This is a genomic window from Micrococcus sp. R8502A1 (assembly GCF_006704135.1).
Taxonomy (GTDB): Bacteria; Actinomycetota; Actinomycetes; order Actinomycetales; family Micrococcaceae; genus Micrococcus; species Micrococcus luteus.
Genome location: NZ_VIGS01000029.1, coordinates 1 through 12,884, shown reverse-complemented (window position 1 = coordinate 12,884; position 12,884 = coordinate 1). Strand labels below are relative to the sequence as shown.

Sequence of the window (12,884 nt, the reverse complement as noted above, 5' to 3'; positions counted from 1 at the left end):
CATGAGCCCGCACACCGACCCGGCCACGGCGGCCGCACCCGTCCTGTCCACCGCGGACCGGCTCGACCGCGCCGAGTCCAAGGCGGAGGTCCTCGTCGAGGCCCTGCCCTGGATCCGGCGGTTCGCCGGAACCGTCATGGTCGTCAAGTACGGCGGCAACGCCATGGTGTCGGAGGAGCTGCGCCGGGCGTTCGCCGAGGACATCGTGTTCCTGCACCACGTGGGGGTCCACCCCGTGGTGGTGCACGGCGGCGGCCCGCAGATCAACGCGATGCTCGACCGCCTCGGCATCGCGTCCGAGTTCCGCGGCGGCCTGCGCGTGACCACCGAGGAGGCCATGGACGTGGTCCGCATGGTGCTCACGGGACAGGTGGGCCGCGAGCTGGTCGGCCTCGTGAACTCCCACGGCCCGTACGCCGTCGGCTTCTCCGGCGAGGACGCGGGGCTGCTGCGCGCCCGCCGCACGGGCGCCGTCGTGGACGGGCAGGAGGTGGACCTCGGCCTCGTGGGCGAGGTCACCGGCGTCGACCCGACCGCGATCCTCGACGTGATCGAGTCCGGGCGGATCCCCGTGGTCTCGTCGGTCGCCCCCGAGATCGACGACGACGGCGAGCCCACCGGGCAGGTCCTCAACGTCAATGCGGACACCGCCGCCGCGGCCCTGGCCGCCGCCCTCGGCGCCGCGAAGCTCGTGCTGCTCACCGACGTCGAGGGCCTCTACGCGGACTGGCCGGACCGGGACTCCCTCATCAGCTCGCTCACCGCCGCCCAGCTGCGTGCGCTGCTGCCCTCCCTGGCCTCCGGGATGATCCCGAAGATGGCCGCGTGCCTGGCGGCCGTCGACGCCGGCGTGCAGCGCGCCCACGTCGTGGACGGCCGCCGCCCCCACTCGATGCTGCTGGAGGTTTTCACCTCCGCGGGCGTCGGCACCCAGGTGGTGCCCGACGCCGAACCCACCGCCCCGACCACCCCCGAGGAGGACGCATGAGCACCGACCAGTCCGCGCTGCTGGAGCGCTACCACGCCGCCCTGACCGGAGTCTTCGGCCGCCCCGCCCGCGTGCTCGTGCGCGGCGAGGGGGTCCACGTGTGGGACACCGACGGCCGGCGCTACACGGACCTGCTGGCCGGCATCGCCGTGAACGCGCTCGGCCACGGCCACCCGGCGCTGGTGCGGGCCGTGTCCGAGCAGATCGCCACGCTCGGCCACGTGTCCAACCTCTTCACCTCCGAGCCGCAGATCCGCCTGGCCGAGCGCCTGCTGGAGCTGGCCGGCGCGCCCGCGGGCTCCACCGTGTTCTTCGCGAACTCCGGCACGGAGGCCAACGAGGCCGCGTTCAAGCTCGCCCGCCGCCACGGCGCGGAGGACCCGTCCGGCCGCCGGACGCGGGTGATCGCGCTCGAGCGGGCCTTCCACGGCCGCACGATGGGCGCCCTCGCGCTCACGCACAAGGAGGCCTACCGGGCGCCCTTCGAGCCGCTGCCCGGCGGCGTGGAGCACGTGCCGGGCGGGGACGCCGCGGCCCTGCGAGCGGCCCTGGCCCCGGACGACGACGGCGCCACCGTCGCCGCCGTCATCCTCGAGCCGGTCCAGGGCGAGGCCGGCGTGCACGGTTGGCCGGCCGGCTACCTGGCCGAGGTGCGGGCCGCGACCCGCGAGGCCGGCGCCCTGATGATCCTCGACGAGGTGCAGTCCGGCGTGGGCCGCACCGGCACGTGGTTCGGCTTCCAGAACCCGGCCGTCACCGGGGCGGCCGAGCCGGTGGTGCCCGACGCCTTCACCCTGGCGAAGGGACTGGGCGGCGGCGTGCCGATCGGGGCGCTCGTGTGCGTCGGCCCCGCCGTCTCCGGGCTGCTCACCGCCGGCCAGCACGGCACCACGTTCGGCGGCAACCCCCTGGCCACCGCCGCGGGCCTGGCCGTGCTCCAGACCGTCGAGGACGAGGGCCTGCTCGGCCACGTCCGCGCCGCGGGCGAGGCCGTGGCCGCACGGCTGGAGGACCTGCCCGAGGTGGCCGCGGTCCGCGGTCACGGCCTGTGGATCGGCGTCGACCTGGCCGACCCCGCGGGACCGGTCCAGGCCGGCGGGCTGGCCCCGGCCGTCGTCGCCGCCGGCCTCGAGGCGGGCTGGATCCTCAACGCCACCGGCCCGTCCACCCTGCGCCTGGCCCCGCCGCTCACCGTGCCCGTGGCCGAGCTCGAGCGCTTCGCCGCCGCCCTGCCCGGGCTCGTGGCCGCCGCCCTGACCCCCGCCGAAGGAGACCGCCCATGACCCCCGCTGCCGCCGTCCGCCACTTCCTGGTGGACACGGACCTCACCCCGGCCGAGCAGGCCGAGGTGCTCGACCTCGCCGCGCAGATGAAGGCCGACCGGTTCCGGCACCGCCCGCTGGCCGGGCCCCGGACCGGCATCGTGTTCTTCGACAAGACCTCCACGCGCACCCGCGTCTCGTTCGCGGCCGGCATCGCCGAGCTCGGCGGGACGCCGCTGATCGTGAACCCGGGGGAGTCGCAGCTGGGCCACAAGGAGTCCGTGGCGGACACGGCCCGCGTGCTGGAGCGGATGGTCGGCGTCATCGTCTGGCGCACGTTCGCGCAGGCCGGTCTCGAGGAGATGGCCGCCCATTCCTCGGTGCCCGTGGTCAATGCGCTCAGCGACGACTACCACCCCTGTCAGATCCTCGCCGACCTGCTGACGGTGCGCGAGCACCTCGGCGGCACGGCGGGCCGCACTCTGGCGTATCTGGGGGACGCGGCGAACAACATGGCCCACTCGTACCTGCTCGGCTGCGCGACGGCCGGCATGCACGTGCGGGTCGCCGGCCCCGAGGGGCACCTGCCTGCCGAGGACGTCGTGGCCGCCGCCCGACGGCGGGCGGCGGAGACGGGCGGTTCCGTCCTCGTCACGACGGACGCGGTGGAGGCCCTGGCGGGCGCGGACGTCGTCGTGACCGACACGTGGGTGTCCATGGGCCAGGAGGAGGAGAAGGAGGCCCGCCTGGCGCTGTTCCGGGACTACCAGGTGGACGCCGCCGCGATGGCGCGGGCGGCCGACGACGCGATCTTCCTGCACTGCCTGCCCGCGTACCGGGGCTACGAGGTCACGGCCGAGGTGATCGACGGGCCGCGGTCCGTGGTGTTCGACGAGGCCGAGAACCGGCTGCACGCGCAGAAGGCGCTCATCGCCTGGCTGCTGTATCGCTCCGGCCTGGCCGAGGAGCCGCGCTGATGGCCGCCCCCACGACGAAGATCGCCCGTCAGGCCGCGATCCGGGAGATCCTGGCCACCCGGGGCATCCGCTCCCAGGCCGAACTCTCGGACGCCCTGGGCGATCGCGGGCTGTCCGTCACCCAGGGCACGCTCTCGCGGGACCTGGTGGACCTCGGCGCGGTGCGGACGCGCGGGCCGGCCGGCATGGTCTACGCCCTTCCGGCGGAGGGCGACGACGCCGCCGTGCCGGGCCGCGGCTCGGACGCGCAGCTGAATCGCCTGGCGAGCATGGCCCGCGAGCTGCTCGTCTCCGCCGAGCCCACCGCGAACCTCGTGGTCCTGCGCACGCCCCCGGGCGCGGCGCAGTTCCTGGCCAGCGTGATCGACCAGGCGCGCGTGGAGCACGTGATGGGCACGATCGCCGGCGACGACACCATCCTCCTCATCACCACGGGGACCACGTCCGCCCCGGCCGTCGCGGCCCACCTGCTGGGTCTGGCGGGCTAACCGACCCGTCCGGCCCCGCCCGCGCGGGTGACGGGCACCAGGCACGAGGAAGGCCCCCGCCGACGGCGGGGGCCTTCCTCGTGTGGTACCGGTCCGGGGGACCGGTCAGGCGTCTCAGGCCTGCGGCAGGACGAGCTCCTGGCCGACGTAGATCACGGCGGCGTCGGAGACGGCGCCCTTGTTGGCCTCGTAGAGGGCGGTCCAGCCACCCTCCACCTCGTACTCGTTGGCGAGCTTCCAGAGGGAGTCACCGGACTTGACGACGATGGTCTCGGCCTCGGCGACGACGGCCTGCTCCGCGGCAGCGGCCTGCTCCGCGGCAGCGGCCTGCTCAGCGGCGGCAGCCTTCTGAGCGGCGGCCTTCTCCGCGGCGGCAGCCTTCTGAGCGGCGGCCTTCTCAGCGGCAGCGGCCTTCTGAGCGGCAGCCTTCTCCGCGGCGGCGGCACGCTGGGCGGCAGCCTTGTCGGCGGCGGCCTGCTCGGCAGCAGCCTGCTTGGCGGCCCAGCGCTCGGCGGCGGCCTGGTCGGCAGCAGCCTGCTTGGCGGCCCAGCGCTCGGCCGCGGCCTGGTCGGCAGCAGCCTGCTCAGCCGCGGCCTGGTCGGCAGCAGTCTCGTCCGCGGCGGACTGGCGCTGCACGGTGGCGGTGCGCTCCACGGCGACCGGGGCGGCGTCCACGTCGCCGGCGTCCGCGTCAGCCTGGGTCAGGCCCAGCTTCTGCGAGCACAGCGGCCAGGCGCCCCAGCCCTGCAGGTCCTGGAGGATCTCGGCGCGCTTGATCTGCTCGGCCTTCGAGGCCTGATGCGGGTAGCCCTCGCCGCCGACGGCCTGCCAGGAGGACAGGGTGAACTGCACGCCGCCGTAGAAGCCGTTGCCGGTGTTGATGTCCCAGGTGCCGTTGGACTCGCACTCGGCGAGGCGATCCCAGGTGTCCACGGTGGCGGCCTGGGCCGGAGCGGAGAAGCCCACGGCGGCGGCGCCGGCGAGGGTCATGCCCGCAACGATCGAGGCGGTGGCACGGCGGGAGCGGGTGGCGGAAGTGGTGAAGAGAGTCATGGTGTCCATGGCGAGTCCTCGCTGATCGGCGGCCGAGGCGCGCCGGGGTCGTCCTTCTCCTTGGTCGGGTCATGCCCTCCGTCGGTTCGAGACGACCCAGCAGCGGGCGACCGTCGGAGGGGGTTCGATGTCGTGGCCTCCCCGTCCCCGACCTCTCGGTCAGATCACGGTTCGATCACGAATCGGCTACGGAAGAGTCAACGACGGGAGCCCCCCTCGCGTCAAATCATGGGTCGACGGATTCTTGCCCGTCCGTCTCACATTTGAGATCGGGTGACGAATCGACCCCTGAGTCGTGGACGCGTGGATGAAATGCACGCTGCTGGCCGGATTTGCTGTCATGGTGTCTGATCCGGCGGTGTGGACAACCTCCGTCACAGGGGCATGGGCGAAGGTCACGATCGACGGCCGAGGCCGTGACCTGAGTCGCGTTCGGCCCGGGATTCGAGGGCGGAGCGATGGCTGCCCGTGGCCGTCGCTGCAGGCGCAGAGGGGCTGCACAGGGGCCGTCGGGAGCTGATATTCCGTCAGTTGCATATTTATTCAAGACCCGGGTAGGATCGTCGCCGAGCACGCCTTCGACGGCCACGTGCCGCGCTCGGAGACGCCCCCCTATATAAAGGAGAAAACGTGAAGGAACGCATCATCCTTGCCTACTCGGGCGGCCTGGACACCTCGGTGGCCATCGGCTGGATCGCCGAGGCCACGGGCGCCGAGGTCGTCGCCGTCGCGGTCGACGTGGGCCAGGGGGGCGAGTCCCTCGAGACGATCCGCCAGCGCGCCCTGGACTGCGGCGCCGTCGAGGCCTACGTCGCCGACGCGCGTGAGGAGTTCGCCGAGCAGTACTGCATGCCCACGCTCAAGGCCAACGCCCTCTACATGGACGCCTACCCGCTGGTCTCCGCGATCTCGCGCCCGGTCATCTCCCGCCACCTGGTCGCGGCGGCCCGCCAGTTCGGCGCCTCGACGGTGGCGCACGGCTGCACCGGCAAGGGCAACGACCAGGTCCGCTTCGAGGTCTCCATCCAGACCCTCGGCCCCGACCTGAAGTGCATCGCCCCGGTGCGCGACCTCGCCCTGACCCGCGAGAAGGCCATCGAGTACGCCGAGCGCAACGACCTGCCGATCGTCACCACCAAGAAGAACCCGTTCTCGATCGACCAGAACGTGTGGGGCCGCGCCGTCGAGACCGGCTTCCTCGAGGACATCTGGAACGGCCCCACGAAGGACGTCTACGACTACACGGACGACCCCGCCTTCCCGCCGGCGCCGGACGTGGTCACGATCGCCTTCGAGCGCGGCGTCCCCACGGCCCTCGACGGCCGCGCGCTGAGCCCGCTGGAGATCATCGAGGAGCTCAACCGCCGGGCCGGCGCCCAGGGCGTGGGCCGGATCGACATCGTCGAGGACCGCCTCGTGGGCATCAAGTCCCGCGAGATCTACGAGGCCCCGGGCGCCATGGCGCTGATCGCGGCCCACCGTGAGCTCGAGAACGTCACCCTGGAGCGGGAACAGGCGCGCTTCAAGAAGCATGTGGACCAGCGCTGGACCGAGCTGGTCTACGACGGCCAGTGGTACTCCCCGCTGAAGCGCAACCTGGACACGTTCATCGACGCGACCCAGGAGCACGTCAACGGTGAGATCCGCCTGGAGCTCCACGGCGGCCGCGCGACGGTGCAGGGTCGCCGGTCCGAGACCGGCCTGTACGACTTCAACCTCGCCACATACGACGAGGGCGACTCGTTCGACCAGTCCTCGGCCCGCGGGTTCATCGACATCTTCGGCCTGTCCGCGAAGACGGCCTCCGAGCGCGAGCAGCGCCTGCGCGGCAGCGACGACCTCCAGGACGTCGCCCGCCTGTCCAACGACTGACCCCGCACGCCCCGCGCACGACGGCGGCCCGCCCGCGACCGGGCCGGCCGCCGTCGGCCTGTCACCGACCTCGAGGAGACCTTCGATGACCGAGAACACCGACGCCCGCCACGGGACCAACGAGGGCGCCCTGTGGGGCGGCCGCTTCGCCGGCGGCCCTTCCGAGGCGCTCGCCGCGCTCAGCAAGTCCACGCACTTCGACTGGCGCCTGGCGCCCTATGACATCGCCGGCTCCCGTGCCCACGCCCGGGTGCTGCACACCGCCGGTCTGCTCAGTGCGGACGACCTGGACGGGATGATCGCGGCCCTCGACCGGCTCGAGGCGGACGTGCGTTCCGGTGCCTACACCCCGGCAGCGTCCGATGAGGACGTGCACGGCTCGCTCGAGCGCGGCCTCATCGAGCGGGCCGGTCCCGAGCTCGGCGGCCGCCTGCGGGCCGGCCGATCCCGCAACGACCAGGTCGCCACCCTCGGCCGGATGTTCCTGCGCGACCACGCCCGCATCATCGCGCGGGGCGTGATCGCCACGGTGGACGCGCTCCTCGATCAGGCGCGGGCGCACCCGTACGCGCCGATGCCGGGCCGCACCCACCTGCAGCACGCGCAGCCCGTCCTGCTCTCGCACCACCTGCTCGCGCACGCCTGGGCATTCGCGCGGGACCTGCAGCGGCTCGTGGACTGGGACGCACGCGCGGCCGTCTCGCCGTACGGCTCCGGGGCCCTGGCCGGCTCCTCCCTGGGTCTGGACCCGAACGCCGTGGCCACCGAGCTCGGCTTCGAGTCGGCCGTGTGGAACTCGATCGACGGCACCGCCGCACGCGACGTGTACGCGGAGTTCGCGTGGGTCGCCGCGATGGTCGGCGTCGACCTGTCCCGCATCTCGGAGGAGGTCATCTTCTGGGCCACCAAGGAGGCGGGCTTCGTGACGCTGCACGACGCGTACTCCACGGGGTCCTCGATCATGCCGCAGAAGAAGAACCCGGACGTCGCCGAGCTGGCCCGCGGCAAGTCCGGCCGCCTCATCGGCGACCTCACGGGGCTGCTGGCCACGCTCAAGGGCATGCCGCTGGCCTACAACCGCGACCTGCAGGAGGACAAGGAGCCCGTCTTCGACGCCGCGGACACCCTCGAGCTGCTGCTGCCCGCCGTCTCCGGGATGATCGCCACCCTCGAGTTCCAGACGGAGCGCATGGCGGAGCTGGCCCCCCAGGGCTTCGCGCTGGCCACCGACGTCGCCGAGTGGCTCGTCCGCCAGGGGGTCCCGTTCCGCGAGGCCCACGAGCTGTCGGGCGCGGCCGTGAAGGCGGCCGAGGCCCGGGGCGTGGAGCTGTGGGACCTCACGGACGACGAGTACGCCGCCATCTCGCCGGCGCTGACCCCGCAGGTCCGCGAGGTGCTCAGCACGGAGGGCTCGCTCGCCTCTCGCGACGCCCAGGGCGGGACCGCACCGACGGCCGTCGCGGCGCAGATCGGGGCGCTCGAGGACGCCCTGGAACCGCTGCGCCGCTGGGCCGACACGCCGGGCTCCGTCGTCGACGCCCGCTGACGCGGTCGCCCGGCCGAGGCGGCGCCGACCGGGCCGGACGCGGCGGCGCCCCCAGGGCACCGCCGCGTCACCCGCCGTTCACCGCGGTCGGCGTAGCATGGGTGGTCACTTTTCCGCCGGGCGGGCCGCAGCATGGTCCGCCCCTCACCGCACCGCGAGGGCCCCCGATGACCGATACCGTGTCCGTCCGCCAGTCCGAGCTCGACCTCGAGCGGGGTCGGGTCGCCGAGCGGTACGCCCGCCTCGACGCCCTGCGTGAGGAGAAGGAGCGCCAGCTCGCGGCCGTGCGCCGGACCGGCCCGCAGGGGTCGCTGCAGAACCACTCCGAGCGCGACGCCTTCGCCAGCCTCTACGAGGACCGACTCGCCCAGCTCTACGCCGTGGACGACCGCCTCGTCTTCGGCCGGCTCGACCTCGACGCCGAGCGGGAGGGTGGGGCCGACGAGCAGCGGTACATCGGGCGCATCGGCCTCACCACCGAGGACCACGAGCGCCTCCTCGTCGACTGGCGCGCGGCCGAGGCCGGCGCCTTCTACCAGGCGACGGCGGCCCACCGGGGCCGCGTGCGCCGTCGTCGTCACCTGATGCTGCGGGGGCGCGAGGTGCGCGACCTCGAGGACGACATCCTGGACCCGACGCTGCTGGGCGAGGACGGCGTGCGCGCCGATGCCCAGGGTGCGCTGCTGGCCGCCGTCACCGCCCGACGCACGGGACGTATGGGGGACATCGTCGCCACGATCCAGGCGGAGCAGGACGAGGTGATCCGCGCGCCCCTGCCCGGGGCGGTCGTGGTGCAGGGCGGGCCCGGCACGGGGAAGACCGCCGTCGCCCTACACCGTGCGGCCTACCTGCTGTACACCCACCGGGAGCGCCTCGCGCGCTCGGGCGTGCTGATCGTCGGCCCGTCGACCGCGTTCATGCGGTACATCGAGCGGGTGCTGCCCTCGCTGGGCGAGACCGGTGTCGTGATGTCCTCGCTGGGGACGCTGATGCCGGGCGTGCGGGCCGTCCCGGAGCCGGACCTCGACGCGGCGGCGGTGAAGGGCCGGCTGGACATGGTGGACGCCGTCGCCCACGCGGTCGCGCAGCGCCAGCGCCTGCTCGTCGAGCCGCGGCGCCTGATGATCGACGGCACGGCCGTCAAGCTCAAGCCGGCCATGGTCCGGCGCGCCCGGGACAAGGCACGGGCCACCCGCAAGCCCCACAACGAGGCCCGGGTGACGTTCGTGAAGATCCTCGTCCGCGAGCTCGCGGAGAAGCTGCGCAAGAAGCTGGAGAAGTCCTCGGGCACCCCGGTGCAGCGTGACCTCCTGCTCGAGGACGTGCGCACCTCGCGCGACGTGCGCATCGCGCTCAACCTCTGCTGGATGCCGCTGACGCCGGAGAAGCTCATCGGCGACCTCCTCACCCGGGAGGACCTGCTCCGGGCGGCCGCCCCGTGGCTGTCCGACGCCGAGGTCGGCGCGCTCCTGCGCCCGGCCGACGCCCCCTGGACCGAGGCCGACGTGCCCCTGCTGGACGAGGCGGCCGAGCTGCTCGGACGCCTCGACACCCCGGGCCGGGGCGGCGAGTCCGCGGCCCAGCACGAGCGCAACCTCGAGAACGCCCGGGCGTCCCTGGAGAACATGCACCAGACGCTCGCGGACCTGGGCGTCGACGGCGTCGTGGACGCCGAGCAGCTGGCCGCGGCCAATGAGGCGCGCGGCGTGCGACGGACCACCGCCGAGACCGCGGCCCACGACCGCACCTGGACGTACGGGCACGTGGTGGTGGACGAGGCCCAGGAGCTCTCTCCGATGCAGTGGCGCCTGCTGGCGCGCCGCTGCCCGATGAAGTCGTTCACCATCGTGGGCGACATCGCGCAGTCCTCCCGTCGCGACGCGGCCGGCTCGTGGGCGTCCGTCCTCGCCCCGGAGTTCGGGGACCGCTGGCGCCTGGAAGAGCTGACCGTGAACTACCGCTCGCCGGCGCGCGTGATGCGCTGGGCCGCGCAGGTCGCACGGGCGGCCGGGCTCGAGGTCTCCCATCCGCGCGCCGTGCGCGAGGGCGACCACCGCCCGCGTCTGGTGACGGAGCCGGGCGGTGACGTCGCCGCCCTGGCCCTCGAGGCGGTCGAAGTTGAAAGGGACCGCGTGCCCGAGGCCCTGACCGCCGTGATCGCCCCCGCCGGGCGGACGGGGGAGCTGCTCACGGTCCTCCGGGAGCGGTGGGGGGAGGCGGCCGTGGACACCGCGCCGCTGCCCGGCGTCGAGATCGTCGTCGCCACCCCGTGGGAGACCAAGGGACTGGAGTTCGACACCGTCGTCCTCGTCTCGCCCGAGCGGATCGTGGCCGACGCGCGCGGCGTGGTGGGCGATCTGTACGTGGCGATGACCCGCGCCACCCAGTCGTTGTCCGTCGTCGCCGGGACGGACGCGGCCGCGCTGCCGGCCGGGCTGGCGGACGTCCCGGAGTGAGCCCCGCGGGCGACGTCGCACGTGCGCGGCGTCGCGGAGGCGCGCGGGCGCGTCGCTAGGCTGGGGGCCATGGCACCCCAGAACGAGGAGCGCGCGGCCCGACTGCGCGCACAGGCGAACGACCCGAGCTTCGAGAACGTCTGGCAGGAGCTGCGCTGGCGCGGGCTCGTGCACGTCTCGACGGACGAGGCCGCGCTGGAGCAGGCGCTGGCCGGGGGGCCCGTCTCGTATTACTGCGGCTTCGACCCGACCGCTCCGTCCCTCCACCTGGGACACCTGGTCCAGCTGCTCACCCTGCGCCGCCTGCAGCTCGCCGGCCACCGCCCGTACGCCCTCGTGGGCGGCGCCACCGGGCTCATCGGCGACCCGCGGCAGACCTCGGAGCGCGTCCTGAACTCGCAGGAGACCGTGGCGGCGTGGGTGGAGTCGCTGCGCGCGCAGATCGAGCCGTACCTCTCCTTCGAGGGGGAGAACGCGGCGACCATGGTCAACAACCTGGACTGGACCGCGGGCATGAGCGCGCTGGACTTCCTGCGGGACGTCGGCAAGAACTTCCGCGTCGGCACGATGGTGAAGAAGGAGATCGTGGCCAAGCGCCTGAACTCTGATGAGGGCATCTCCTACACGGAGTTCTCCTACCAGGTGCTGCAGGGCAACGACTTCCTCGAGCTGCACCGCCGGCACGGCGTGACCCTCCAGACCGGCGGCTCCGATCAGTGGGGCAACCTCACCGCCGGCACTGAGCTGATCCGCAAGGTGGAGGGGACCCACGCCCATGCGCTGGGCACGCCGCTGATCACGAACGCGGACGGCACCAAGTTCGGCAAGTCCGAGGGCAACGCCGTCTGGCTCGACGCGGAGATGTGCTCCCCGTACGCCTTCTACCAGTTCTGGCTCAACACGGCGGACGCGGACGTCGTCGACCGGCTCAAGGTCTTCACGTTCCTGACCCGCGCGGAGATCGAGGAGTACGCGCAGAAGGTGGCCGACGAGCCGTTCCGCCGGGAGGCTCAGAAGCGCCTGGCGTGGGAGGTCACCGCGCTGGCCCATGGAGAGGAGACGACGACGAAGGTCATCGAGGCCTCCCAGGCCGTGTTCGGAGGCGGCGACCTCACCACCGTGGATCCGGACACGCTGACCGCCGTGCTGGCCGAGCTGCCGCAGGCCGACCGGACCCAGTGGGAGGGGGAGCCGGGCACCGTGACCGCGGTCGAGCTGCTGGTCTCCACCGGGCTGGTCGCCTCGCGCTCCGAGGCGCGTCGGACGGTGCGCGACGGCGGCGCGTCGGTGAACAACGTGCGGGTGACGGATGCCGACCAGGTGTTCACCCGAGACGACGCCTTCGCCGGCCGGCACCTGCTGGTGCGCCGGGGCAAGAAGAACATGGCGGGCGCAGACCTGGGGGAGGGCTGACCGCAGCCGCAGACCACCGGTGTCCACCGGCTCGCCAGAAGTGACCGAGGACACGACGGGCGGCGACGGCGGAGGAACCGCCCACGCGAGGAGCACAGGGCCCCGTTCTCCGCAGGATTCTGCGGAGAACGGGGCCCTTTTTCATGCGTGGCCGCCGGGTGTCACCCTTGATTTTGTGTTCGGTGGGGTTCGTGTGTAGAGTTCCATCTCGTGCTCAAGACGCCGACCGGGTGACCGGGAGGCGGGGTGAAGAACACAGAATCCGCGGATTCGTGCCGAGAATGGCAGGTCCAGGGCGGGTGGTGCTCACCGGGTGCGCGGCCGGCAGTGATGCGGGTCGGGATTCCTGAAGAAGATGATCTGGTTTGACAGCCGGGGATCATGTGGTACGCTTCTCGAGGCCTTCCACGTGGATGGTCCGGTGAGTGTCTGGCCCCGCGGAAGCGGAGTTGACATTGTCGGATCGCGTGGTAAGGTTTTCTAGCCCGACCATGTGAACGGACGGTGAATGCTTCGGACACGGAGTTGACACGGTCGAAACGGATGGTCTAGGATGGAGAAGTTGCTCCAGAGCGAAACGGCCCGCGGAGCGGGTCGCTGAAGCTGGAAGCGCCTGTTGTTTGAGAACTCAATAGTGTGCCAAGTTTGTTGATGCCAATTGTTTTAACACATATTGGTTGATCATCGCCTGCCACCCCCGTGGTGTGGTGATGGTCTGCCAGGTATTGAATGGATGTCGTGGTGGTTATTTCCGGCTGCCACGGTGTTGTTCTGTAATTTTTTTACGGAGAGTTTGATCCTGGCTCAGGATGAACGCTGGCGGCGTGCT

Annotated in this window: 9 protein-coding genes; 8 read left to right on the top strand and 1 reads right to left on the bottom strand. The window is 72.5% G+C overall.

Annotated features, from left to right (window positions below):
* Position 1: 1 nt before the first annotated feature.
* Genes argB through argR form a run of 4 tightly spaced genes read left to right on the top strand, consistent with a single transcriptional unit; the run spans position 2 to position 3,715 of the window.
* A complete protein-coding gene (gene argB, locus FLM69_RS06990; RefSeq protein WP_169577793.1) occupies positions 2-988 on the top strand; it encodes an acetylglutamate kinase in 987 nt (328 codons plus the stop codon).
* On the top strand, positions 985-2,271 hold the full coding sequence (locus FLM69_RS06985) for an acetylornithine transaminase (RefSeq protein ID WP_095694723.1): 1,287 nt from the start codon (positions 985-987) through the stop codon (positions 2,269-2,271). Before argB ends, FLM69_RS06985 begins: the two co-directional genes overlap by 4 nt.
* Complete coding sequence (argF, locus tag FLM69_RS06980; protein WP_141843631.1) at positions 2,268-3,227, top strand: ornithine carbamoyltransferase; 960 nt, start codon at positions 2,268-2,270, stop codon at positions 3,225-3,227. The genes FLM69_RS06985 and argF overlap by 4 nt, the downstream gene beginning before the upstream one ends.
* A complete protein-coding gene (argR, locus tag FLM69_RS06975; RefSeq protein ID WP_036337506.1) occupies positions 3,227-3,715 on the top strand; it encodes an arginine repressor in 489 nt (162 codons plus the stop codon). The genes argF and argR overlap by 1 nt, the downstream gene beginning before the upstream one ends.
* A 114-nt stretch (positions 3,716-3,829) precedes the next feature.
* On the opposite strand, the gene rpf is transcribed toward argR, so the two are convergent.
* Complete coding sequence (gene rpf / locus FLM69_RS06970; RefSeq protein ID WP_141843629.1) at positions 3,830-4,777, bottom strand: resuscitation-promoting factor Rpf; 948 nt, start codon at positions 4,775-4,777, stop codon at positions 3,830-3,832.
* 621 nt (positions 4,778-5,398) lie between these two features.
* On the opposite strand from rpf, the gene FLM69_RS06965 reads away from it, so the two are divergent.
* From FLM69_RS06965 to tyrS, 4 genes are all read left to right on the top strand, one after another.
* Positions 5,399-6,640 (top strand): argininosuccinate synthase, encoded by a 1,242-nt coding sequence (locus FLM69_RS06965; protein WP_049146392.1) that lies wholly within the window; start codon positions 5,399-5,401, stop codon positions 6,638-6,640.
* A gap of 85 nt (positions 6,641-6,725) precedes the next feature.
* On the top strand, positions 6,726-8,186 hold the full coding sequence (argH, locus tag FLM69_RS06960; protein ID WP_020625385.1) for an argininosuccinate lyase: 1,461 nt from the start codon (positions 6,726-6,728) through the stop codon (positions 8,184-8,186).
* A gap of 167 nt (positions 8,187-8,353) precedes the next feature.
* Positions 8,354-10,642 (top strand): UvrD-helicase domain-containing protein, encoded by a 2,289-nt coding sequence (locus tag FLM69_RS06955; protein ID WP_141843627.1) that lies wholly within the window; start codon positions 8,354-8,356, stop codon positions 10,640-10,642.
* Between the two features lie 69 nt (positions 10,643-10,711).
* On the top strand, positions 10,712-12,055 hold the full coding sequence (tyrS, locus tag FLM69_RS06950; protein ID WP_141843625.1) for a tyrosine--tRNA ligase: 1,344 nt from the start codon (positions 10,712-10,714) through the stop codon (positions 12,053-12,055).
* Positions 12,056-12,884 lie beyond the last annotated feature (829 nt).

Coding starts and splice junctions, on each gene's coding strand:
- FLM69_RS06955 (WP_141843627.1), top strand. CDS start 8,354: ATGACCGATACCGTGTCCGTCCGCCAGTCCGAGCTCGACCTCGAGCGG.
- argF (WP_141843631.1), top strand. CDS start 2,268: ATGACCCCCGCTGCCGCCGTCCGCCACTTCCTGGTGGACACGGACCTC.
- FLM69_RS06985 (WP_095694723.1), top strand. CDS start 985: ATGAGCACCGACCAGTCCGCGCTGCTGGAGCGCTACCACGCCGCCCTG.
- argH (WP_020625385.1), top strand. CDS start 6,726: ATGACCGAGAACACCGACGCCCGCCACGGGACCAACGAGGGCGCCCTG.
- rpf (WP_141843629.1), bottom strand. CDS start 4,777: ATGGACACCATGACTCTCTTCACCACTTCCGCCACCCGCTCCCGCCGT.
- argB (WP_169577793.1), top strand. CDS start 2: ATGAGCCCGCACACCGACCCGGCCACGGCGGCCGCACCCGTCCTGTCC.
- argR (WP_036337506.1), top strand. CDS start 3,227: ATGGCCGCCCCCACGACGAAGATCGCCCGTCAGGCCGCGATCCGGGAG.
- tyrS (WP_141843625.1), top strand. CDS start 10,712: ATGGCACCCCAGAACGAGGAGCGCGCGGCCCGACTGCGCGCACAGGCG.